We start from the raw sequence: 23,442 nt of genomic DNA on the forward strand, positions 1-23,442 counted from the left end.
AACCCGGGCCTAGGCCTTCTGCGCGCGGTAGTAGCGCACCGCGCCGGGGTGCAGGGGCAGCGGCGGAGTGCTGATCGCGGAGCGGATGTTGAGCCGGGCCGCCGCCTGGTGGGCCTTCGCGAGCTCGTCGCGGCCCTCGAACAGCAGCCGCGTCACGCCGTACGCCAGGGGCTCCGGCATCGACACCCGCACGACGAGGTAGTTGGCGATGCCGATCGCGACGGTGGGGTTGATGCCGGCGTACGCCGAGGCCGGCACGATCCGCTCGGCGTAGTAGTCGCCGAAGCTCGCGCGCAGCTTCAGCACCAGCGTGTCGAGGGCGATGAGCTGGATGGCGAACGTCTCGGCCAGTTCCTGGATCAGCGACACGGCCAGCCCGCCGGAGAAGAAGAACGCGTCGATCTCGTCCTTGCGCAGCGCCTCGACCGACTCGTTGAGGCTGAACGGCTGCGGGATGACGGCGTCCTTGAGCCCGGCGACCTCCAGGATGTGATCGGCGGTGACGGCGGTGCCGGAGCCCTTCTGGCCGACGGACACCCGCCGGCCCCGCAGGTCCTGCACGGTCTTGATCGGGCCGTCGCGGGCGACGACGAGGTGCACGTAGTCGTCGTAGATGCGGGCGAGGGCGGCGAGCTGGCCCGGCGCGGCCTTGTTGCCGTCGCCGGCGATGTCGGCCTGGGTGAACCCGACGTCGGCGACGCCGTTGAGCACGGAGTCGACGTTCTCCTTCGACGCGTTCGTGGGCAGGACGCTGGCGGTCACGTGCGGCAGGTACCGCTTCGCCAGCTCGGCGATCGCGGAGCCGTACGTGTAGTAGACGGCGCCCTTGCTGCCGGTCGCGATGCGCAGCGTCCCGGTCGCCTCGTCGCCGCCGGACTCGCACGCCGCGAGCAGGGCCGAACCCGCCCACCAGCCGAGTCCGCCGGCCACCAGCGTCCGCCGTCTCATTGCAGGCAGGCCTCGAGGAACTGCAGCGTCTCGTCCGGGGTGCGGTGCCGCACCGTCGTCATCCCCAGGGCGCGCGCCGGTTTCAGGTTGCCCGGCAGGTCGTCGACGTAGACGCATTCGTGCGGCTGGAGGCCGATCGCGGCGGCACCCAGCACGTAGATCGCCGGGTCCGGCTTGCGCACGCCGACGTCGCCGGAGATCACGATGCCGTCGAACAACTCGTCCAGCAGGATCCGGTCGTACCGCTGCGAACCCCATGAGTTGGAGATCAGTCCCGTGCGGATCCCGCGGCCGCGGGCGGCCCGGACGAAGTCGAGCATCGCCACGTCGGCGGTGGTGCTGCCGAGCAGCCGCTCGATCAGGCCCTCGGGGGGCACGCCGAGCAGCGCCGCGAACCCCGCCTCGAACTCGGCGTCGGGCAGCGTCCCGTCCTCCAGGCCACCGAGCAGCGAACGGGCCGCCGGGTCGTCGCGGAACAGGTCCCGGACCGTGCCGGGCGGCAGGCCCTCCCGCGCGCAGAACGCGTCGAACGAGGCGAACACGTCGGTGGTCAGGACCCCGCCGTAGTCGACCAGCAGCCCGCGCAGTGTCACGAGGATCCCGTCCCCTCAGCAGTTTCCGCCGCCAACGACTGTACGACCTCGCGGGCGTCCCTGACCGCCCGCTGCCGGGTCGCCGACGTGCCGCGGGCGCGCAGGTCCTCGAGCAGGTCGACGGCGATCTCCCACTCGCCGCGGGCCTCCAGGGCGGGGCGGATGTGCCGCATCAGCGCGTCGACCCGGGCGCCGGCCGTCACCGCGGAGCGGGTCGCCGGGTCGACCAGGTGGCCGCTGAGCCCGGACCGGGCGGCCCGCCACGTGGCGGCGCGCAGCAGCACCTGCGGCGCCTCCGGCAGGGGCCGGCCCGCGGCGTCCTCCTCGGCGGCGACGGTGACGAGGCCCCGGGACAGCGCGGCGAGCAGCACCGCGTCGTCGACCCGCGGGCACGAGTCGGCGACCCGGACCTCGACGGTCGGGTACCGCGCCGACGGCCGCGCGTCGAAGTAGACCATGCCGGCGTCGCTGATCACGCCGCTCTCCACGAGCGTCGCGACGACCCGCTGGTACTGCGCGTCGGAGTCCAGGTCCGGCGGCGGCCCGACGGTCGGCCAGCGGGACGTGACGACCGTGCGGTAGGAGGCGTACCCGGTGTCCTGACCGGCGAAGAACGGCGAGCTGACGCTGAGGGCGAGCAGCGCCGGCAGCCACTCCCGGATGCGCCGGGTGATGCGCACCGCCAGGTCCCTGTCGGGCACGCCGACCTGCACCTGGCAGGCGGCGACCTGCTGCTCGTCGACGAGCTGCCGGTACTCCTGCGCCATGCGTTCGTACCGCTCGTCGGGGTACACCCGGCTGGGGCCGCTGCCGGAGCCGGGGACCGAGCCGGCCGCGACGACGGCGAGGCCGAGCCGCCCGGCGGCACCGACGAGGGACCGGCGCTTCTCGATGAGGTCGGCGCGCAGCCCGGTCAGGCCGGTGTGCACGCCGGTGGCCGTCTCGACCATCGAGCGGTGCAGCTCCGGCTCCGCGTCCGCGCCGCGCAGGACCCGCCGGGCGGCGGGCTCCAGGTCACCGGTCTCCGCGTCGACGACGTGGAACTCCTCCTCGACGCCGATGGTGTCGCCGGCCTTGACCGTGCCGCCCGCGTCCGCCCTCGCGGGGCTCACCATCGACTGTGCACCGACGTGCGGATCAGCTCGTCGTAGATCTCACGGACCGCGTCGTGCGCGGTGGCGGGCAGCGGCTCGGCGGCGCCGACGGCGGCATTGGCGCGGGCCTGGTCGCCGTTGCGGGCGCCGGGGATGACCACGGACACGGCCGGGTGGTCGACGATCCAGCGCAGCGCGAACTGGGCCATGGTCAGCCCCTCGGGCTTGAGCGGCGCGAGCCGGCGGACCGCGGCCAGGCCGGTGCCGTAGTCGACGCCGGAGAACGTCTCGCCCTGGTCGAACGCCTCACCGTGCCGGTTGTACGTGCGGTGGTCGTCGGCGCCGAACGTGGTGTGCTCGTCGTAGCGCCCCGACAGCAGGCCGCTGGCCAGGGGTACCCGGGCGATGATCCCGACGCCCATCTTCTCCGCCGCGGGCAGCACGTCGTCGAGGGGCTTGAGCCGCAGCATGTTGAAGATGATCTGCACGGTGGCGACGCCGGGCCGGGCGATGGCGGTCAGCGCCTCCGCGGCCGTCTCGACGCTCACCCCGTACGCCTTCATCCGGCCTTCCTGCACCATCAGGTCGAGGCCGTCGAACACCTCGTCGGCCGAGTACACCTCCGACGGGGGGCAGTGCAGCTGGACGAGGTCGATGGTGTCCACGCCGAGATTCTCCCGCGAGCGGTCGTTCCACGCGCGGAAGTTGTCCAGGTTGTACCGGTCGGCCTCCTGCGGGACGCGGCGGCCCATCTTGGTGGCGACCGTGACGCCGTGTCCTTCGGGAAGGCCGGCGACGAACCGGCCGACGAGGCGTTCGCTGCGGCCGTCGCCGTACACGTCGGCGGTGTCGATGAACGTCACGCCCGCCTCGTGCGCGGCGGTCAGGGTCGCGAGGGCCTGGTCCTCGTCGACCTCGCCCCAGTCGGCGCCGAGCTGCCATGCGCCGAGCCCTACCACGCCGACCGGGGCACCGGTCCGTCCTAAGATCCGTTCCTGCATCCGCCCAGAGTATGGCGTTACGCGAAGACCGGCACGTTCTCCCGCACCAGCCGCCAGTTCGGGGCGTAGAAGTCGGCGGGGTTGATGGAGCCCTTTGCCTGTGCCCAGTCGATCAGCAGCTGCCGGATCTCCTGCTGGGCGTTGTACACCTGCGTCTTGACGATGCCGGGGAAGTTGCCGCCGCCGGAGCGCCGGTAGTTGTTGACCGCGACCACGAACTGCTCGGCGTCGCCGACCGGGGTGGTGGTGCCCGGGTGCACGAGCCTGGTGATGCGCTGCCCGACGGGCCTGCTGATGTCGATGTCGTAGTCGACGCCGGAGATCGTGTCGTAGTTGTAGTCCGGCACGGCCGGGTCGTTGATCGTCGCCGGGTCGACGGGCGCGCCGACCGGCAGCGTCACGAAGTACTTCGCCGAGTACTCCAGGTAGGCGCGGACCTCGGCGCCGGTCAGGACGACGGCCTCGAGGGTGTTGTCGTAGATGTACAGCCCCGCGACGTCCTTGATCTTGACGTCGCCGGCGGGGAACACCGCGGTCCGCGAGAACGGCGCCGCGATCGACAGCACCGGCAGGGCCGTGCCGAGCGCGGCGGTGACCGTGTCGGTCTGGACCTTGTTGATGTAGTCCAGGATCGGCGTGTCCTTGTAGCGGGACTCGGCCGCCGACAGCGTCTCGGTCGACGTGGCCACGACCTGGTTGACGTAGGCGACGGTCTTGGTGTGCTGCGCGCGCACGGCGGCGATGACCTTCGGGTCGGCCTCGACCGTGTTGGTGTTCAGCGACGTCGCCGCCTTCGACGTGATCGTCCAGCGGTTGCGGTCGCGGCTGAGCTGGAAGTCCATGCGGGTCAGTCGCTGACCCCACCGCGACGGCTCGGACAGCAGCACCTGCGCACCGGTCGCGGTGTTGGTCACGAAGCGCTGCGGGATGTCGCTGTGCGCGTGGCCGAACAGGATCGCGTCGATGCCCGGGACCTGCTCGGCGATGAGCGCCGACGGGTTCTCGTTCGGCAGCTCGGGGCCGTAGCTGGACTTGCCGCTGTCGCCGCCGTGCGCGGAGATGAGCACGATGTCGGCGCCGCGGCGGCGCATCTCCGGCACGTACCTCGCCGCGGTGGCGACCAGGTCGTCGAAGCGCAGCCGGCCCTCGACGTTGGCGCGGTCCCAGATGGCGACGCCGGGGTTGGTGAGGCCGAGGATGCCGACGCGCAGGTTCGGCGCGCCGTGCCCCAGGTCGACCTTCTTGATCACGTACGGCACGAACGCCGGCCGCCCGGTCTGCACGTTGACCGCGTTGGCCGCCAGGGCGGGGAAGCCCAGCTGCCGGATCCACAGGGCGAGCAGCGGCAGCCCGTAGTTGAACTCGTGGTTGCCGAGGGTGACCGCGTCGTAGTCGATGATGTTCATCGCCCGCGCCATCGGGTGCTTCTCGCCGGTCGTGGTGATCGGCTCCTGCTTCGCGTAGTACGTGGCCAGGGGCGTGCCCTGGATCGTGTCGCCGGCGTCGAGGACGAGGGTCGCCTTCCCGCGCCGCTCGGCCCGGATCTGGTTGACCAGCGTGGCGACCTTCGCCAGGCCGATGTCGTTGTGGGCGCTGTCGTCGTACTCGGCGTCCTTGTAGTAGTCCCAGTTGTAGACGTTGCCGTGGGTGTCCGACGTGCCGAGCAGCGTGAGGTCCCAGGTCCTGGGTTTCGCTGCGGGTGCCGCGCCGGCCTCACCGCCGGCGACGAAGGGTGCCGCCGCCGCGGCCGCCGCGACGGCCAGGACGGTCCGCCGTGAGGTGCCTGAAGGGTTGTTCATGGCAGGCACCCTATGCAGCTGCGGCCCGCGACGCGCGCGCGGGCCCACCCGATACCTTGACGCCAGTCGATGTCCACGCTGACGATGGTGGATGTGAAGAAGCTCTGTGCCGCGGCCCTGGTGGTTGCGCTGACGCTGGCCTCCGCCGGGACGGCACCGGCGTCCGCCGCACCGGCGAAGATCCTGCTCGCCGCCGCGCCCAACATCTCCGTGACCAGCGTCAAGGCGCACCTGTCGCAGCTGCAGAGCATCGCGACCGCCAACGGCGGCAACCGCGCCCACGGCCGCCCCGGCTACCTGGCCTCGGTCAACTACGTGAAGGGCCAGCTCGACGCCGCCGGATACACCACGGCCGTGCAGTCGTTCACGTACAACGGCGCCACCGGGTACAACCTCATCGCCGACTGGCCCGGCGGCGACCCCGGCGACGTGCTCATGGTCGGCGCGCACCTCGACAGCGTCACCGCGGGACCCGGCATCAACGACAACGGCTCCGGCTCCGCGGCCAACCTGGAGGTCGCGCTCGAGGTGTCCCGGCAGTCGCTGAGCACCACGAAGCACCTGCGCTTCGGCTGGTGGGGCGCGGAGGAGCTCGGGCTGCGCGGCTCGACCGCCTACGTCAACAGCCTGCCGGCGGCCGAGAAGGCGAAGATCAAGGCGTACCTGAACTTCGACATGGTCGGCTCGCCGAACCCCGGCTACTTCCTGTACGACGGCGACAACTCCGACGGCGTCGGCTCCGGTCCCGGCCCCGCCGGCTCGGCCGCCCTGGAGCAGACGCTGAAGGACTACTTCACCTCGATCAGCGTGCCGACCGAGGGTACCGACTTCGACGGCCGCTCCGACTACGGCCCGTTCATCGCCGCCGGCATCCCCGCCGGGGGCATCTTCACCGGCGCGGAGGGCCGCAAGACCGCCGCCCAGGCGACCAAGTGGGGCGGCACGTCCGGCGCCGCGTTCGACGCGTGCTACCACCGCGCGTGCGACACCACCGCCAACATCAACGACACGGCCCTGGACCGCAACAGCGACGCGATCGCCTACGCGGTGTGGACCATCGTCACCGCGCCCACGACCCCGCCCGGCAGCACCGTGTACAGCGACACCTTCGAGACGGCGACCGGCTGGACGGCCAACCCGTCCGGCACCGACACCGCCACGGCGGGCGGGTTCGAGCGGGCCGACCCGGCGGCGACCACGTCCGGCGTGACGCTGCAGCTCGGCACGACCGTCAGCGGCTCCTTCGACCTGGTCACCGGCGCGGCCGCGGGCAGCAGCGCGGGCACCTACGACGTGGACGGCGGGTCACCAGCATCCGCTCGCCCGCGATCACGCTGCCGTCGACCGGCACGCTGACGCTGACGTTCTCCTGGTACCTGGCGCACCTCAACAACGCCACCAGCGCCGACTACCTGCGGGTGCGGATCGTGGGCAGCACCACCACGACGGTCTTCACGCAGGCGGGTGCGGCGTCCAACCGGGCCGGTGCCTGGGCGGCAGCGAGCGTCAGCCTGGCCGCCTATGCGGGCCAGTCGATCCGGATCCTGGTGGAGGCCAACGACTCCGGCACGGCCAGCCTGGTGGAGGCAGGCGTCGACGACGTGAAGATCACCCAGTCGTGACCTGTGGGGGCCGGTCGTCGCGGCCGGCCCCCAGCAGGGCGCTGATGCCGCTGACGTACGTCTCGCGGTCGATCTGGCCGATGAGGACCCGCTGCAGGATGTACCCCTGGATGAGCCCGAAGATCGCAGAGCCGATCGCGACCGGGTCGATGTCGGCGGCCAGTTGGCCGTCCTCCTGAGCGCGCCGCGCGAGGGCGACCGCGTTGCGCCGGATCCGCGAGTAGATCTCCGAGACCAGCGCGGCGAACTCGGGATCGTGCACCGCCTCGCCCCACACCTGCACGGCGATGCGGACCGTGCCGTCGTCGGTGAGGTTGGCGTCGATCTGGCGCAGCAGGTCGTCGATCACCACGAGCAGCGGCGGCGCCGGGTCCTGCGCGAGCAGGTGGTCCGCGGTCGCCTGCACGATGCTGATCTTCTCCCCGGCGATGGCCTTGATCAGCGCACCCTTGCTGTCGAAGTAGCGGTAGAACGCCCCGACCGACAGCCCCGCCTCCTTGATGACGTCCTGCATCGACGTCTGATGGAAGCCGTTGCGCAGGAAGCAGCGGGTGGCCGCGTCGATGATCTGTTCGCGGCGGGCGGCGAGGTGGGCTTCGGAGACGCGGGGCATGACTCCATTGTAAAGCGAATGTTCGCTTTCTGGTCCTGGTGCCACAATCCCTCGACTGCGGGGCCGCGTGCTGCTGGATCGCCTGGTGCACCAGGGAGGGGGCACGAACGGTTCACCCGCGCCGCGGAGCTGCGCGCGCCGGGCCGGCCGGTCAGGGAGCAGGTGGCCGGGGTCTCCGTCGCGTGCCTGCGGCTCGAACTCGGTGGTCGTCAGTGTCGAGAAACAGGCGGGCAGGGCTCAGACGCGGGTCGCGTTGAAGATCATCGCGGTCATGACGACGCCGCCGGCGCCCGCGTTGGACAGCATCAGCCGCGGTGACAGGCGGGTCACCGGGTTGGTCTTGTCGATCGCGGTCGCCTTGCGGTTGCCGGTCGAGAAGGCGGTCAGCTCCATCCCGCCGTCGGCGGTCGGCTTGCAGGTGACCTGCAGCGGGGTCGAGGCGGTCGTCGGCGGCCCGGCGTTCTTCGGCTTCGCCGACGCGGCCAGCTTCGTCGGCTGCCCGCCGACGAGCTTGTCGATCTGGATGACGCCGTCGGCGCCGACCTCGAACGTGTAGCCGTTGCCCAGGTCGGCGCCGTCGAGGCAGGCCGCGCCGATCTTGGCGCCGCCGGCGGTCTTGCCGATCGCGGCGAACTCCAGGTCCATCGCGAAGCCGCCGCCCTGCACCGCCAGGCGCTGCTCGGGGCCCGGCGCGACGCAGCGGGTGTTGGGCTGCTCCGCGGTGATCCGCAGCGCGTCCGGCACCTCGACCTTGCAGCCGGTCGCGGCGCCCCACGGCACCTTCTGCTGCAGCGCGGCGACCGTCTTGGTGCCCTTCAGCGTCCACGGCCCGACCGCGCCGACGGAGCACGCGATGACCGGCCGCGCCGTCCAGCCCGGCGGCAGCATCGGCTTCTCCAGGGGCAGGAACGACTGGCCGTACGGCACGCCGAGGTACGCGCCGTAGGACTGCTCGCAGACGGCCTTCGCGGCCGCGTCGACGGCGTCGCGGCCCGGGTCGTCGAGGAACGGCAGGTGCCCGACGTAGGTGACCTCGCCGATGTGCGCGGCGTTGCACGGCGTCACGTACCGCAGCTGCGACGACCCGCCGATCCAGTCGAAGCACTCGCCGGCCTTGAGCTCGAACTGGTCGCCGACGAAGATGTCGGCGGCCGCCTGCGACGGGTCGGCCAGGGCCTTCGCGATCCGGTCGCCGTCGTCGTTGCCGGTGACCTGCAGCCCCTTGTCCAGCAGCGCCAGCAGCGACGGCGACAGCCCGTCGACGGGGACGGCCGTGTCGTGGACCGCCTGCCGGTGCGTGGGGGACAGGCCCGCGACCACGACCACCTTGCCCTGCTCGGTGCGCAGGTAGTACTCGAAGCCCAGCCAGTGCCCGGCGCCGATGCCGAGCAGCGGCACGGCGACGGCGACGGCGAGCACCGAGTATCCGGCGGCGGTGCCCCAGGCCCGGCCGACCGACGCCGCGATGACCGCGGCCGCGCCGACCAGGATGCCGCCGAGCACGCCGATCGCGCCGCCGGTGGCGAAGATCAGGCCCAGCGGCTCGGCGAGCAGCCAGCCGATCAGGCCCCCGGCGCGGGAGGTGCCGCCGTCCAGCAGGCTCGGGTTGCCGCGGACCAGGTGCAGCAGGCCGAGGGCGGCCAGGGCGATGCCGGTCGCGCGGGTGAGGACCCGCTCGCGCAGGTAGTGGCCGGTGGCGACGGCGAGGGTCCGCAGCTCGGCGCCGGTCCACAGCCGCCGGTCGACGAACGGCACCAGCGGCAGCTGCCACGGCCAGGTCGCGCGGGGCAGCCGCGGCAGGGGCCACAGCAGCAGCAGGGGCAGGACCGGCAGCGCGTAGGCGGCGTAGCCGAACACGAACGTGAAGATCGCCGTCGCGACGCCGTGCACCGGCACCTGCGGCACCCACAGCAGGGCCACCAGCGCGGCGACGATCAGCGCGATGATCCCGATCCGCGGCCACGAGGGGCGTTGCGGGCGCGGCCTGGCCGGCTTTTCGAGCGGTTTCTCCAGTGGTACGGCCGGCTCGTGGGCCGCGCCGCCGCGGCGGGTGCGGCGGTGGGTGCCGGCCTCGGCGGCGGTGGCGCCCTGCCAGTCCGTGAGCGCGGCGCGGACCTGGTCGGTGGCGGCGACGCCGAGCAGCAGCCCCGCCACGAGCGTGAGCACGACCTGCCAGACCGGCGGCGCCGGGGCGATCCCCAGCAGTGTGGACAGCCCGAGAACGGCCGCGGTGGCGAGCGTCAGCAGCGCGACCGCGGGTAACGCAGCGCGAACGCGTTCACCGACCTCGGACATGGCTCTGGAGCATGGCACCCGCCGTACCCCATCGCAACTGGCCTAAGTCTGCCTTAAAAAAGAGAGTTCGAGTGCGGCGCGCAGCGTCGCATGGGGGGTGTGGGGTGGCGCAGCCCCTCACAGGGCCGTGGGCGTCAGCCCGCGGAGCTGGTGACAGCTACATCTCGGTGCGGTTGGCTGCGCAGGCGTCGATCACGGGCTTGAACGCGTCACGCTCCGCATCCGTGATCTTCAGTTCCGTGTACAGCGGCGGGCCGCCGTCGAGGCTGAGCCAGGCGGGGAACACGTACGGCTTCTTGATCTCCGCGAGGGCGTGCGGGGTGCAGCGTTCGCCGTCGACCACGACCGGGACGATGACCTCGTTCTGCCCGGGCTGCAGCACGGCGTACGGCTTCGGCGTCTGCTCGCGGGCCGGCAGCGGCAGGACCTCCAGCAGGATGCTGCCGACGAACTCCTGCAGCGTCACGGTCCCGGTGTACCCGACCCGCTTGAGCACCACGGTGCCGTTGAGCCAGCCACTGGGCAGGTGGGTCCACGGGCCGAACGTCAGGGTCACCTGCCGGTCCAGGTACGCCTGCTGGCAGTCGATGGCGAGCAGCTTGTCGAGCATCGGGTCGGGGTCGGGCAGCGGCAGCCGCAGGTCGTGCAGTTTGCCGTCCTCGGTGCGCACGGCGAACGCGACGTGCGAGGCGGCGCTGCGCGGCTTGAGCTCGTCACCCTGGCAGACGCCGGTGCCGTAGGAGACCGGCACGTCCACGCGCAGGCCGCCGACGGGCAGCGGGGCGTCGACCTGGACCGGCCCGACGCCCTTGAACGACGGCGCCTGCAGCTCGACGCGCTCGACGGTGACCTTCGCGGGCCCGTCGTTGTGCATGGAGATCTGCACCGTGTGCCGGACCTCGTCGACCCGGCCCTGGGTCAGCTCGACCCGCAGCTTGACCGGGCTGTCCTGCGCCTTGCCGTCGGGGCTGGAGCAGCCCGTGCCGCCGGCGAGCAGGGCGACCACCATGACGAGCGCCAATCGCTTCATAGCCGCCTATGTTGGCACGATCCAGTGCAGCAGCGCACGGGCCGCCTCCAGGACCAGGTCCCGGTCGTACGTGAGGGCGTAGGTGAAGCGCCGGTCGGCGTCGGGGCCGTCGTCGGCGAGGTCACGCGCGACCAGGGCGCCGGCGAAGTGCGGCCCGACCACCACCACGTTCCACTCGCCGCGCAGCGGGTCGTCACCGGCGATCGCGGCGCCCCTGACCCCCGGCACCGGCCGGCTCGGCACCTCCGTGCCGAGGGCGGTGACCAGGGCGGCGGTCTGCGCCACCGTCGCGTACCGGCGGGCGGTCGCCGCGGTCAGGAACCGCGCCTCCTGGAAGCAGCCGAGCAGGATCGGTGGCTCGGCCGGGTCGAGGGCCTTCTCCTCCAGGTACCGGCTCAGCGGCATGAGCATCCGTTTCGTCGCCTCGGCCGTCGGGCGGCGGCCGGCGACGATCTCGTACGGCGTCCGCGTCCCCGTGCCGGCCGGCGGGGCGACGAACGGCACGGGCAGCGTCGCGCTGCGCTCGGCGACGCCCGCCGGCAGCGGGCCCGGCCGGCCGAACAGCCAGCCCTGCCCGAGGGTCGCGCCCATGCCGAGCGCGGCCGCGACGTGCTCGCGGGTCTCGACGCCCTCGGCGAGGACCGCGGCGCCGGTCCGTTCGGCGTACGCGACGATCGCGTTGACGACCCGTGCGGCGTAGGCGCCTCCGGGCTGCTGCGTCAGGTGCCGGTCGACCTTGACCACGTCGGGGTGCACGAACGGCATGACCGCGAGGGACGCGGGTTCGGTGCCGACGTCGTCCAGGGCGACGCCCCAACCGGAGCCGCGGCACGCCTCGGCGGCGGTGAGCAGGGCCGCCGGGTCGTCGGTGATGGCCCGTTCGGTCATCTCGACGACGACCCGCAGCCGCAGCTGCGCGTCGAGGATGGTCGGGGCGAGATCCGCCGGGCACGGCACGCCGAGGGCGGCGGGTTCGGCGTTGACGAACAGGGTCAGGCCGAGGGGGAACCCGGCGTCGATCGCGGCCCGGTACGCGGCGGCGCGGCAGACCCAGTCGAGCTCGGCGAGGCGTCCGGCCCGGCCGGCGGCGGCGAACAGCTCCAGCGGCGCCTCCCACGGCGTGCCGGCGGGGCCGCGGGCGAGGGCCTCGTAGCCGACGACCTCGGGCCGGTGGCGGCGCCACGAGTCGAGCCGCACGATCGGCTGGAACACGGTGGTGACGGCCCGCGCATCGATGACGTCGTCGATGCCGCGGATGATGGTGGTGCCGTCCATGCCCTTCATCTCGGCCCGGCCGGACCGGAACTGAGGGTTGTTTGCCCGAAACTGAGAGTAATCGCCGGTTTGGCGGGGGGTGGGGTCGCTCCGGTAGGTTGGGCGCCGATGCGACGTGTACTGGTGGTGACACTGCTCCTGGGTCTGACGGCGTGCGGTCTGACGGCGTGCACGGAGGTCGACCCGTCCACATCCGCCTCGTCGAGCGCCTCCGGCGCGCCGGGTGCCGGGCTGCGGACCGCCGGCTGCGGTGCGTCCGCGCCGGCTGCTTCGGCCGCGGCCGACCCGGTGGACGTGACCGGGCAGATCGGCGCCCGGGGCGAGGCCGACTTCGCCGCCGTGTTCGCCGGTGCCCGCGTCGGCGACGAGGGCGTGGAGGTCTACCGCAAGCCGTCGGCCGAGTTCGACACGTGGGTCACCTCGACGTTCGCCGCGTCGTGCGTGATCGTGCGTGACGCGCGGTTCTCCGCGGCCGAGCTGGCGAAGCGCTACCAGCAGGTCAGCGACGACAACGTGTACTGGAGCGAGCAGGGCGTGCACGTCAACAGCGTGTCCTCGGACTTCGTGCGCGGGGTGGTGGTCGTCGGCACCCAGGAGGTCGACAAGGCCAGGCCGCTGTTCGCCGCCCGCTACGGCGACGGGCCGCCCGTGGAGCTCGTGGACGAGGCACCCGCGTAAATGGGCGCGTTCCGGACGGGCAGGTTCTAGATGGGGACGTGGCGGGAGATCATCGACGGGATCGGCGAGCGCACCGAGTTCGGCAACGCCAGGCTGGTGCGAGACCCCCGCCGCAAGGGTGGCTGGACGCTGCTCTTCGAGGAGGTCCAGCAGTCCTACGTCGACGTCGCCGACCCGACCTACCTCAGCTTCGAGTACGCCAGGCGCATCGCCGCCGTGGTGGACACCATGGCGCCCGCCGGGGCGCCCCTGGAGGTGCTGCACCTCGGCGGCGGCGCCTTCACGATGCCGCGCTACGTCGCCGCGACCAGGCCCGGCTCCACGCAGGTCATCGTCGAGCGGGACCGGCAGCTGGCCGAGTTCGTGCAGCGGGTCGTGCCGTTCGCCGACGCGACCGGCATCTCGTTCGTGTTCGGCGACGCCCGGCAGGTCGTGTCCGACATTCCGGCTTCGTCCTACGACCTCGTCATCGGTGACGTGTACGACGCCGCCCAGATGCCAGAAAGCGTGTCGGACGTCACGTTCGCCGCCGAGGTGGCCCGGATCCTGCGCCCCGAGGGGATCTACGCGGTCAACGTCGCGGACCTCGCGCCGCTGGCGTTCTCCCGGGGGCAGGCGGCCACGCTGCGCACCGCCTTCGACGACCTGTGCCTGCTGGTGCGCCCGGAACTCCTGCGGGGCCGCCGCTTCGGCAACGTGGTTTTTGCGGCGGGGAAGGCCGCCGACCGGCTGCCTGTCGGCCGCCTGGCCGCGATCCTCGGGCGGGACCGCCAGCCCGCGCAGGTCGTCAGCGGCGCCGGACTGGACCTGCTGACCGCCGGGGCGGAGCCCGTGGTGCTGCCCTAGCGGTGGCGCACTGATGCCGTAATGGGTGAATCGTGCGTGCCCCGGGTGGGATTCGAACCCACACTGTCGGAGGTTTGAGCTCCGTTCCTCTGCCGATTGGGATACCGGGACGAGTACGCCGCACCAGGGTACCCACTAGTCTGATCGCGTCGGTAACCGCCGTCAGTCGTATCAGTCTGTCCAGTCGAGTCGGATCGGGAGTTGCGCGTGGCCGAGGCACAGAGCCGCCGGGTGCTCATCGCGGAAGACGAGGCGCTCATCCGCCTCGACCTGCGCGAGATGCTCGTCGAGGAGGGCTACGACGTGGTCGGCGAGGCCGGCGACGGCGAGACCGCCGTCCGTCTCGCTGAGGAGCTCAAGCCCGACCTCGTCATCATGGACATCAAGATGCCGATCATGGATGGGCTGGCCGCCGCGGAGAAGATCGCCGGCGCCCGCCTCGCGCCGGTCGTCATCCTCACCGCGTTCAGCCAGCGTGACCTGGTCGAGCGCGCCCGCGCCGCGGGCGCCATGGCCTACCTGGTGAAGCCGTTCCAGAAGAGCGACCTGGTGCCGGCCGTGGAGATCGCGGTGTCGCGCTTCGCGGAGCTGGCGGTGCTCGAGGAGGAGGTCGCCACGCTGACCGACCGGCTCGAGACCCGCAAGGTCGTCGAGCGGGCCAAGGGCCAGCTGATGGCGACCTACGCGATGAACGAGCCGCAGGCGTTCAAATGGATTCAGCGCACCGCGATGGACCATCGAATGACCATGCGCGAAGTGGCTGATCGGATCATCGCGGAAACGGCCGGTGGTAACAGCCCCGTAACCCCGGAGTCCTGACCTTTTACCTGCGCACGGCACGTTTGGGCATGTGGCGCTCAAGGGCGAATAACGGCTTGGTAACAGCCCGCAATTGGCTTGTGGCGCGGGCTATGATCCGCCAGTCCCGAGGGTCGGGACGGATTGCCGCCATCAGTTATTCGAGGAGCACCATTGCGTAGAGCCGTGATCATGCTCACGGCCTTCCTGGCCTGCCTGATGCTGTCCTTCGGTCTTGGCGCCACGAGCGCGTGGGCCGAAGGGGAAGCACTGCAGGGGACGTTGACCAACAGCGGCGCTCCGGTCGCCGGTGTCAAGATCAAAGCGTTCACCCAGGACGGCGCGCCCGCCGGTGAGGACACATCCGACGAGCAGGGCAAGTGGAGTATTCCGGTAACCGGTCCGGGCACCTACAAGGTGGAACTCGATCTGACGTCGCTGCCCTCCGGTGTCGGGCTCACCAACAACCGGCCCGTCCTGACCCCGACCGTGGCGGAGGGACAGGCGCGTAACGTGCTGTTCCCGCTCGGCGCGGCCGGCACCAGCACGGGCGGCAACCAGCCGGGGACGAGCGACTCGGGCGGGGGTTCGTCGTTCGACCGCTTCGCCGACCTGCTGTACTCCGGCCTGCACTTCTCGCTGATCATCGCGCTCGCGGCGCTCGGCATCTCGTTGATCTTCGGCACCACCGGTCTGACCAACTTCGCCCACGGCGAGATGGTCACCCTCGGTGGTCTCGTCACGTTCCTGTTCAACGTCACGATCGGGATGCCGCTGGTGCTCGCCGGCGTGATCTCGGTCGCGATCGGCGCCGCGCTGGGCTACTTCCAGGACCGCGCGTTCTGGGGCTGGCTGCGCAAGCGCCGCACCAACCTCGTGACCATGATGATCATCTCGATCGGCCTGTCGCTGCTGGTGCGCTACGTCTTCCTGTACTTCTTCGGCGGCGAGTCGCGCAACTTCGCCGACTACAACGCCCAGGCGGGCGTGCAGTACGGACCGTTCCTGATCGCGCCGAAGAACCTGATCGCCGACGGGGTCGCCATCGTCGTCCTCGCCGCGGTGTCCTTCGCGCTGGTCGGCACCCGGCTGGGCAAGGCGACCCGCGCGGTCGCCGACAACCCGGCCCTCGCGGCCGCGTCCGGCATCAACGTCGACCGCATCATCCGCCTCGTGTGGACGATCGGCGGTGGCCTCGCCGCGCTCAGCGGCGTGATCCTCGGCGCCTTCCAGGGCGTCGGCTACCAGATGGGCTTCCAGATCCTGCTGCTCATCTTCGCCGCGGTGACCCTCGGCGGCTTCGGCACGGCCTGGGGCGCGCTGATCGGCAGCCTCGTCATCGGGTTGTTCATCCAGATCTCCACGCTGTGGATCCCGACCGAGTTGAAGTCTGTGGGCGCCCTCGCGGTGCTGATCGTGATCCTGCTCTTCCGGCCGCAGGGCATCCTCGGCCGCCGGGCCCGGATCGGCTGAGGGGACGACGATGAACTGGGACAGCATCTTCAGCGTGTCGCTGGAATCGATCGTCGGTTCCACGACTATTGCCTACGCCCTCGCGGCCATCGGCCTCAACGTCCACTTCGGCTACACTGGCCTGCTCAACTTCGGCCAGTCCGCCTTCCTCGGCGTCGGTGCCTACGGCATCGCGATCACCGTGGCCACCTTCGGCCTGCCGCTGTGGCTCGGCATCGGGATCGGTCTGCTGGCGGCGGTGGTCCTCGCGCTGCTGCTCGGTATCCCGACGCTGCGCCTGCGCGCGGACTATCTGGCCATCGTCACGATCGCCGCGGCCGAGATCATCCGGCTGTTCTACCGCGCCACCGACCTGCGCAAGTGGACCGGTGCCTCGGACGGCCTGCAGAGCTTCTCGCAGGACTTCTACGACCTCAACCCGTTCTCGGGTGACGGCGTCGAGTTCTGGGTCATCAACTTCACGCCGCGCGAGCTGTGGGTCATGCTCGTCGGCTGGACCCTGGTGCTGATCAGCTGCCTCGTGGTCTACCTGCTCATGAGCAGCCCCTGGGGCCGGGTCCTGAAGGCGATCCGTGAGGACGAGGACGCCGTGCGCAGCCTCGGCAAGAACGTGTTCTCCTACAAGATGCAGTCGCTGGTCCTCGGCGGCGTCATCGGCAGCCTCGGCGGTTTCGTGTTCGCCCTCGACCGCGCCGCGGTCCAGCCGGACACGTACGGCACGGAGTTCACCTTCTTCGCGTACACCATCGTGATCCTCGGTGGCGCGGCCCGGGTCTTCGGCCCGGTCGTCGGCTCGATGATCTTCTGGGTCCTGCTGGTCTTCATCGACTCGACCCTGAGCGAGGCGTCCAACAACAAGGTCTTCCCGGAGTGGTTCATGACCACCTCGCAGGCCGGCTCCGTCCGGTACATCCTGGTAGGCCTCGGCCTCATCCTGCTGCTGATCTACCGGCCGCAGGGCATCTTCGGCGACAAGAGGGAGGTCATGCTCGATGGACGTTGAGAAGAAGTCCGACCGGGCCGCCCGGACGCGAGCCGTGCAGGCCCTGGCCGGCCTGCCGTGCGAGCCCGGCGTCCCGAAGCCGGACCCGATCCTCGTCGCCGACAACGTGATCCGCCGCTTCGGCGGCCTCACCGCGGTCGACGTCAAGCACGTGGAGATCCAGCGCGGCTCCATCACGGCACTGATCGGCCCCAACGGCGCCGGCAAGACGACGTTCTTCAACCTGCTCACCGGCTTCGACGTGCCGGACGAGGGCAGCTGGACGTTCAACGGCAAGTCGCTGTCCGGGGTGGCCGCGCACAAGGTCGCGCGGTCCGGCATGGTGCGCACCTTCCAGCTCACCAAGGCCCTGTCCAAGCTCAAGGTCATCGACAACATGCGGCTCGGCGCCACCGGGCAGCGCGGCGAGACCTTCTGGCGCGCGCTGCTGCCCGGTTCCTGGAAGCAGCAGGAAGCCGAGATCACCGCCCGCGCCGAGGACCTGCTGACGCGGTTCAAGCTCATCGCCAAGCGGGACGACTTCGCCGGCAGCCTCTCCGGCGGCCAGCGCAAGCTCCTGGAGATGGCCCGGGCCCTGATGGTCCAGCCGGAGATGGTGATGCTCGACGAGCCGATGGCCGGGGTCAACCCGGCGCTGACGCAGTCGCTGCTCGGCCACGTCAAGCAGCTGCGCGAGGACGGCATGACCGTGCTGTTCGTCGAGCACGACATGGACATGGTCCACGACATCAGCGACTGGATCATCGTCATGGGGCAGGGCGGCGTCATCGCCGAGGGCACCCCTGACAAGGTCATGGCCGACCCTCGGGTGATCGACGCCTACCTGGGCGCGCACCACGACGGCGCGGTCAAGACCGTCGGCGGCGAGGAGATCGACGCCGGGGACCTGCAGGAGACCGACGGCGTGACACTGATCGGTGCAGTCGACGAGCTCTCGCAGGATGATCCTTCCGACGACACGAAGAGGGGGCCGGCATGACCGATCCGATCGAGGACGACGCCGCGGCCACCGGCAACGAGATCGTCGACCGCGGCGACCACCTGGCGCACGCCGACGGGGCGGTCCTGCGGGCCGACGACGTCGTCGCGGGCTACCTGCCGGGCGTCAACATCCTCAACGGCGCCGACCTGTACGTGCACGACGGCGAGCTCGTGGGCATCATCGGCCCCAACGGCGCCGGCAAGTCGACCCTCCTGAAAGCCATGTTCGGCCTGGTCAACATCCGCTCGGGTCAGGTGACCCTGCGCGGGGAGAACATCACCAACCTCAAGGCGCACGGCCTGGTGGAGCGGGGCATCGGCTTCGTTCCCCAGAACAACAACGTGTTCGCGGCGCTGACCATCGAAGAGAACCTGCAGATGGGCACGTTCCTGAAGCCGAAGCGCTACAAGGAGCGCTTCGACTTCGTGACCCAGCTGTTCCCGACCCTGGCCGAGCGGCGCAAGCAGCGGGCCGGGCTCATGTCCGGCGGTGAGCGGCAGATGGTCGCCATGGCCCGGGCGCTCATGATGGAGCCCACCGTGCTGCTGCTCGACGAGCCCTCAGCGGGTCTCTCGCCGGCGCTGCAGGACGAGGTGTTCTTCCGGACCAAGCAGATCAACTCGACCGGTGTGACGGTCGTGATGGTCGAGCAGAACGCCCGCCGGTGCCTGCAGATCTGCGACCGGGGTTACGTGCTCGATCAGGGCCGCAACGCCTACACCGCCTCGGGACAGGACCTCATCAACGACCCGAGGGTCATCGAGTTGTACCTGGGCACGCTGGCCCGCGCCTGAACCATCGTTTTTTCAATCCCGCGCCCCGACTTCGGGGCGCGGGATTTTTTTGTTCCCCCGTTTGTTCCCGGGCATGGAAAAGGGCCCCACCGCCGTAGCGGTGAGGCCCTTTTCGTTATTCAGATCAGATCTTGCCGGTCTGGTACTTCACGTCCGACGTGAGCTTGTTGTTCTCGTCGTAGGTGTAGACACCGATGGTGGCCTCGGCCGGGTCGCCGGCGTCGTTGAAGGAGATCGGGCCGCTCAGGCCGTCGTAGTCGATGTCCTTCTTGGCCTTGAGCAGGTCGGCGCAGGACTTGAAGTCCGTGCACTTCTCGCCGCCCTTGGACACGGTGCCCAGGTGCTTCGCGATCTCGCCCGGGTTGTCGCTGCCGGCCTCGATGGCCGCGAGGGCCGCGAGCATGGTGGCGTCGTAGGACTCGACGGCGTAGTTCCAGTCCTTCAGGTCCTTGTTGATCTCAAGGGCCCGCTTCTTGAAGTCGTCCTTGGTCGCGGCGCCGGGCTGGGTGCCCTTGAAGCCCTTCAGCGTGCCGGGAGCGAAGTCCTTCGAGTAGTCGGCGATGTTGCCGTCCACGAAGTACCACTTCTTGCTCTTGAGGCCGGCCTCGATCAGCTTGGGGACGATCTTCTTGGTCTCGTCGAAGCCGATGATGGCGATGGCGTCCGGGTTGGCCGCCTTGATCTTCGCGACGTCGGCCGAGAAGTCCGCGGCCTTCGGGTCGTAGGTCACCGACACGGCGACCTTGCCGCCGCCGCTCTCGATCTCCGCCTTGGCGTTCTCGGCGAGGCCGGTGCCGTAGGAGTCGTTGAGGACCAGCATGCCGGTGGACTGGTTGCCGTCGGCGACGATCAGGTCACCGAGGACGCGGCCCTGCAGCGTGTCCGGCGGAGCGGTCCGGAAGTAGAGGCCCTTGTCGTTGTAGGTGGTCAGGGCCGTCGACGTGTTGGCCGGCGAGATCTGAACCACGCCCGCGCCGGTGATCTTGTCGATCACGGACAGCGAGACGGACGACGAGGCAGCACCGATGATGACATCGGTCTTGTCGGTGAGCAGCTTGTTCACGGACTGGGTGGCGATGTCCGTGGAGGTGTCGCCCGAGTCCATGTGCTGGATCGTGACGGGCTTGCCCAGGACACCACCGTTGGCGTTGATCTCCTTGATCGCGACGTCGACGCCGGCGAACTCCGGGGGGCCGAGGAAGGCCAGCGAACCGGTCTGCGGCAGGATCGTGCCGATCTTGAGCACGCCGTCACCGGGGGCGGCACCACCGGTGGTCGCGCTCGTGCTGGGGCTATCTGCATCGTCACCACATGCACTGAGTGCCAGGACGGCAGCGCTCAGCACGGCGACCGAGCGCCATGCGAGGTTGGGGCGGATCATCACCTGTCTCCTTTTTACAGCGCGGTAGGCGTGGTTGCGCCTAGATGCCAAGACGCTGATGAAGGCAGAACCTAATGAAACTCCTGGGCTGGCACTAGGGCTTCGGGGCAACACGCCCTAGGAAGTTGCGCAGTCGTAATCTTCCTGTTCGCAACCGTCGCGGGAATCACTTTGTCGCGTCACTGTGTGGGGTCCGCCGAAGGTTCCTCTGTGAGATGCTCGCGCGATCCCCCGGTGATCACCGCGGGGTCTGTGCCGGGAAGTGTCATACCCCCGGACTAGGCTCGCCAGTGTGACGGGTTCAACAGACACCAGGCTCCTGCTGCTCGACGGGCACTCCCTCGCCTACCGGGCGTTCTTCGCCCTCCCGGTGGAGAACTTCTCCACCAAGACGGGGCAGGTGACCAACGCCGTCTTCGGCTTCACGTCGATGCTGATCAACATGCTGCGGGACGAGAAGCCCACGCATGTGGCGGTCGCCTTCGATGTGTCACGTCAGACGTTCCGCCTGGAGAAGTATGCGGAATACAAGGCCAACCGGTCCACGACCCGGCCGGAGTTCTCCGGCCAGCTCGACCTGATCAAGGAGGTCCTCAACGCGCTGCGGATCCCCTTCATCGAGAAACCGGGTTATGAGGCCGACGACGTGATCGCCACGCTCGCCCGCGAGGCCGTCGCGGAGGGCATCCCGACCTCGATCATCACCGGCGACCGCGATGCGTTCCAGCTGGTCACCGACCTGGTGACGGTGCTCTATCTCAAGCGCGGCGTCTCCGAGATGGACCGAATGACGCCCGCCAAGGTCGAGGAGCGCTATGGCATCCCGCCGTCGCTCTACCGGGCGAAGGCCGCCCTCGTCGGCGAGGACAGCGACAACCTCTCCGGCGTCCCCGGCGTGGGCGACAAGACCGCCGCCAAGTGGATCCTGCAGTTCGGCGACCTCGACGGGATCATCGCCCGGGTCGACGAGATCAAGGGCAAGGCCGGCGAGAGCGTGCGTGCCCACCTCGCCGACGTCATGCGCAACTATGAGCTCAACGGCCTGGTCGACGACCTGGACCTGCCGATCACCCCCGGCGAGCTGCACTGGCGCGGCTGGGACCGCGAGGCGGTCCACCAGGTCTTCGACGCCCTGGAGTTCCGGATCCTGCGCGACCGGCTCTACCAGTATCTCGACGCCGTCGAGCCGGAGGCCGAGAGCGGCTTCGACCTGGCCGGCAGCGTCCTGCGCGAGGGCGTCGGCGCCTGGCTCACCGAGCACGCGCCGGCCGGCACCCGCGTCGGCGTCGCCGTCGCCGGCAAGTTCGGCCGCGGCACCGGCGAGGTCACCGGCATCGGTCTCGCGGTCGCGGGCGGCCCGGCCGCCTGGTTCGACCCGACCGAGCTCGACGCCGCCGACGACGCGGCCGTGGGGGAGTGGCTCGCCGCCGACGACCGGCTCAAGGTCCTGCACGACGTGAAACCCGCCCGGCTGGCCTTCGGCGCCCGTGGCTGGGACCTGCGGGGCGTCGCCAGCGACACCGCCCTCGAGGCGTATCTGGCCCGCCCCGACCAGCGCTCCTATGAGCTCACCGACCTGGCCCTGCGCTATCTCAAGCGCGAGCTGCGGGTCGACACCCCGGACAACGGCCAGCTCGCGCTGGACGGCCTGGGCGGCAACACGGGCGAGGCGGAGGAGAACCTCATGCTCCGCGCCCGCGCCACCCTCGACCTCGCCGAGGCGATCGCCGAGGAGCTGCGCCGCGACGGCGACTCCTCCGCCCGGCTGCTCGCCGAGGTCGAGCTGCCGCTGGTCACGGTCCTCGCCGAGATGGAGCGGGTCGGCATCGCCGCCGACTCCGACTACCTCAGCGAGCTGGAGTCGAAGTTCGCCGGCGACGTCAAGGCCGCGGCCCAGGGCGCCTATGAGGTGATCGGCCGGGAGTTCAACCTCGGCTCGCCCAAGCAGCTGCAGGAGATCCTGTTCAACGAGCTCAGCCTGCCGAAGACCAAGCGGATCAAGACGGGCTACACCACCGACGCCGAGGCGCTGCAGAATCTGCACAAGCAGACCGAGCACCCGCTGCTGGCGCATCTGCTGCGCCACCGCGACGTGGCCAAGCTCAAGACCACCGTCGACGGCCTGCTCAAGTCGATCAGCGACGACGGCCGCATCCACACCACCTATTTCCAGACCGTCGCGGCCACGGGCCGGCTGTCCAGCACCGACCCCAACCTGCAGAACATCCCGATCCGCACCGAGGAGGGCCGGCAGATCCGCCGCGCCTTCATCGTCGGCGACGGCTTCGAGACCCTGCTCACCGCCGACTACAGCCAGATCGAGATGCGGATCATGGCCCACCTGTCGAAGGACGAGGCCCTGATCCAGGCGTTCAACTCCGGCTTCGACTTCCACGCCGCCACCGCGTCCTCGGTCTTCTCGATCCCCGCCGACGAGGTCGTCCCCGACCAGCGCCGCAAGATCAAGGCGATGAACTACGGCCTGGCCTACGGCCTGTCCTCCTACGGGCTGGCCGCGCAGCTCGGCATCACCCCCGCCGAGGCCACGGTCCTCATGGAGGAGTATTTCGCCACGTTCGGCGGGGTCCGCGACTATCTGCGCCAGATCGTCGTGCAGGCCCGCCGCGACGGCTACACCGAGACGGTGCTGGGCCGCCGCCGCTACCTGCCCGACCTCAACAGCGACAACCGGCAGCGCCGCGAGATGGCCGAGCGGATGGCGCTCAACGCCCCGATCCAGGGCTCCGCCGCCGACATCATCAAGGTCGCCATGCTCCACGTCGACGCCGCGCTGCGCGCCGCCGGCCTGCGCTCGCGCATGCTCCTGCAGGTCCACGACGAGCTGGTCTTCGAGGTCGCCCCCGGCGAGCACGAGACCGTCGAGGCGCTGGTGCGCGAGCAGATGGGCGCCGCCTATCCGCTCGACGTGCCGCTCGGCGTCTCGGTCGGCTCCGGCCGCGACTGGAACGCCGCCGACCACTGACCCGCGCACCGCGACCACGCGGCCGCGCACCGCGGCCGCGGGCGGTGCGCGGCCGGTGGCCGCGCGGCTGTGCACCAGTCCGGGTGGCCGCTTACCGCTCCGCTGCTCCGCGTGGCCGTTGCCCCCTCCGCGGGGCCGTGTGGCCGTGCGCTGCTCCGCGTGGCGGTGCGCTGCTCCGCGTGGCCGCTAACCGCTCACCGCTCCGCGTGGCTGTGCGCCGGTCCGTGCGGCCGT

At 70.6% G+C, this 23,442-nt stretch carries 18 protein-coding genes, 1 tRNA gene and 1 pseudogene; 9 read left to right on the forward strand and 11 right to left on the reverse strand.

Going from position 1 to position 23,442, the window contains the following annotated elements; all coding sequences use genetic code 11:
* Window positions 1–9 precede the first annotated feature (9 nt).
* From OHA72_RS20555 to OHA72_RS20575, 5 genes are read right to left on the reverse strand one after another with little or no spacing between them, the layout of a single operon-like run.
* Window positions 10–948 carry a TAXI family TRAP transporter solute-binding subunit gene (locus OHA72_RS20555; protein ID WP_327009416.1) on the reverse strand — a complete coding sequence of 313 codons (939 nt, stop codon included), beginning with the start codon at window positions 946–948 and terminating at the stop codon, window positions 10–12.
* The gene (locus OHA72_RS20560) at window positions 945–1,541 is read right to left on the reverse strand and encodes an HAD family hydrolase (RefSeq protein ID WP_327009417.1); all 597 of its coding nucleotides are present in this window, start codon (window positions 1,539–1,541) and stop codon (window positions 945–947) included. The genes OHA72_RS20555 and OHA72_RS20560 overlap by 4 nt, the downstream gene beginning before the upstream one ends.
* Window positions 1,538–2,656: a carboxylate-amine ligase gene (locus OHA72_RS20565; RefSeq protein WP_327009418.1), complete on the reverse strand. Its 1,119-nt coding sequence runs from the start codon at window positions 2,654–2,656 to the stop codon at window positions 1,538–1,540. Before OHA72_RS20565 ends, OHA72_RS20560 begins: the two co-directional genes overlap by 4 nt.
* A complete protein-coding gene (locus OHA72_RS20570) occupies window positions 2,650–3,636 on the reverse strand; it encodes an aldo/keto reductase (RefSeq protein WP_327009419.1) in 987 nt (328 codons plus the stop codon). Before OHA72_RS20570 ends, OHA72_RS20565 begins: the two co-directional genes overlap by 7 nt.
* A gap of 17 nt (window positions 3,637–3,653) precedes the next feature.
* Window positions 3,654–5,435 (reverse strand): bifunctional metallophosphatase/5'-nucleotidase, encoded by a 1,782-nt coding sequence (locus OHA72_RS20575; RefSeq protein WP_327009420.1) that lies wholly within the window; start codon window positions 5,433–5,435, stop codon window positions 3,654–3,656.
* 84 nt (window positions 5,436–5,519) lie between these two features.
* Between OHA72_RS20575 and OHA72_RS20580 the strand changes: the two are divergent.
* Window positions 5,520–7,057, forward strand: a pseudogene (locus OHA72_RS20580) (M28 family peptidase).
* On the opposite strand, the gene OHA72_RS20585 reads toward OHA72_RS20580, so the two are convergent.
* From OHA72_RS20585 to OHA72_RS20600, 4 genes are all read right to left on the reverse strand, one after another.
* Window positions 7,044–7,670 (reverse strand): TetR/AcrR family transcriptional regulator, encoded by a 627-nt coding sequence (locus tag OHA72_RS20585; protein WP_327009421.1) that lies wholly within the window; start codon window positions 7,668–7,670, stop codon window positions 7,044–7,046. The pseudogene OHA72_RS20580 and the gene OHA72_RS20585 sit on opposite strands and share 14 nt — an antisense overlap.
* 237 nt (window positions 7,671–7,907) lie before the next feature.
* On the reverse strand, window positions 7,908–9,965 hold the full coding sequence (locus OHA72_RS20590) for a hypothetical protein (RefSeq protein WP_327009422.1): 2,058 nt from the start codon (window positions 9,963–9,965) through the stop codon (window positions 7,908–7,910).
* Between the two features lie 157 nt (window positions 9,966–10,122).
* Window positions 10,123–10,995, reverse strand: coding sequence for a hypothetical protein (locus tag OHA72_RS20595; RefSeq protein WP_327009423.1), 873 nt, complete (start codon window positions 10,993–10,995; stop codon window positions 10,123–10,125).
* 6 nt (window positions 10,996–11,001) lie between these two features.
* The gene (locus OHA72_RS20600) at window positions 11,002–12,270 is read right to left on the reverse strand and encodes a sensor domain-containing phosphodiesterase (RefSeq protein ID WP_327009424.1); all 1,269 of its coding nucleotides are present in this window, start codon (window positions 12,268–12,270) and stop codon (window positions 11,002–11,004) included.
* Between the two features lie 108 nt (window positions 12,271–12,378).
* Here OHA72_RS20600 and OHA72_RS20605 point away from each other — a divergent pair, with 108 nt between their 5' ends.
* Together OHA72_RS20605 and OHA72_RS20610 are read left to right on the forward strand one after the other, a co-directional pair.
* On the forward strand, window positions 12,379–12,948 hold the full coding sequence (locus OHA72_RS20605) for a hypothetical protein (RefSeq protein ID WP_327009425.1): 570 nt from the start codon (window positions 12,379–12,381) through the stop codon (window positions 12,946–12,948).
* A 30-nt stretch (window positions 12,949–12,978) separates the two neighbouring features.
* A complete protein-coding gene (locus OHA72_RS20610) occupies window positions 12,979–13,794 on the forward strand; it encodes a spermidine synthase (RefSeq protein ID WP_327009426.1) in 816 nt (271 codons plus the stop codon).
* 37 nt (window positions 13,795–13,831) lie between these two features.
* Here OHA72_RS20610 and OHA72_RS20615 read toward each other — a convergent pair.
* Window positions 13,832–13,905: transfer RNA gene (locus tag OHA72_RS20615), tRNA-Leu, on the reverse strand.
* A gap of 96 nt (window positions 13,906–14,001) precedes the next feature.
* On the opposite strand from OHA72_RS20615, the gene OHA72_RS20620 reads away from it, so the two are divergent.
* The 5 genes from OHA72_RS20620 (at window position 14,002) to OHA72_RS20640 (ending at window position 18,844) form a co-directional block, all read left to right on the forward strand.
* Window positions 14,002–14,613: an ANTAR domain-containing response regulator gene (locus OHA72_RS20620; protein ID WP_327009427.1), complete on the forward strand. Its 612-nt coding sequence runs from the start codon at window positions 14,002–14,004 to the stop codon at window positions 14,611–14,613.
* Window positions 14,614–14,784: 171 nt separating this feature from the next.
* A complete protein-coding gene (locus OHA72_RS20625) occupies window positions 14,785–16,065 on the forward strand; it encodes a branched-chain amino acid ABC transporter permease (RefSeq protein WP_327009428.1) in 1,281 nt (426 codons plus the stop codon).
* A gap of 10 nt (window positions 16,066–16,075) precedes the next feature.
* A complete protein-coding gene (locus OHA72_RS20630; RefSeq protein ID WP_327009429.1) occupies window positions 16,076–17,068 on the forward strand; it encodes a branched-chain amino acid ABC transporter permease in 993 nt (330 codons plus the stop codon).
* Window positions 17,058–18,047, forward strand: a complete 990-nt coding sequence (locus tag OHA72_RS20635; protein ID WP_327009430.1) for an ABC transporter ATP-binding protein — start codon at window positions 17,058–17,060, stop codon at window positions 18,045–18,047. The genes OHA72_RS20630 and OHA72_RS20635 overlap by 11 nt, the downstream gene beginning before the upstream one ends.
* The gene (locus tag OHA72_RS20640; RefSeq protein WP_327009431.1) at window positions 18,044–18,844 is read left to right on the forward strand and encodes an ABC transporter ATP-binding protein; all 801 of its coding nucleotides are present in this window, start codon (window positions 18,044–18,046) and stop codon (window positions 18,842–18,844) included. The genes OHA72_RS20635 and OHA72_RS20640 overlap by 4 nt, the downstream gene beginning before the upstream one ends.
* Window positions 18,845–18,968: 124 nt before the next feature.
* On the opposite strand, the gene OHA72_RS20645 is transcribed toward OHA72_RS20640, so the two are convergent.
* The gene (locus OHA72_RS20645; protein ID WP_327009432.1) at window positions 18,969–20,225 is read right to left on the reverse strand and encodes an ABC transporter substrate-binding protein; all 1,257 of its coding nucleotides are present in this window, start codon (window positions 20,223–20,225) and stop codon (window positions 18,969–18,971) included.
* A 292-nt stretch (window positions 20,226–20,517) separates the two neighbouring features.
* Here OHA72_RS20645 and polA point away from each other — a divergent pair, with 292 nt between their 5' ends.
* Window positions 20,518–23,208, forward strand: a complete 2,691-nt coding sequence (polA, locus tag OHA72_RS20650) for a DNA polymerase I (protein WP_327009433.1) — start codon at window positions 20,518–20,520, stop codon at window positions 23,206–23,208.
* Window positions 23,209–23,442: the final 234 nt, after the last annotated feature.

The organism is Dactylosporangium sp. NBC_01737, from assembly GCF_035963215.1.
In the GTDB taxonomy this organism is placed as follows: domain Bacteria; phylum Actinomycetota; class Actinomycetes; order Mycobacteriales; family Micromonosporaceae; genus Dactylosporangium.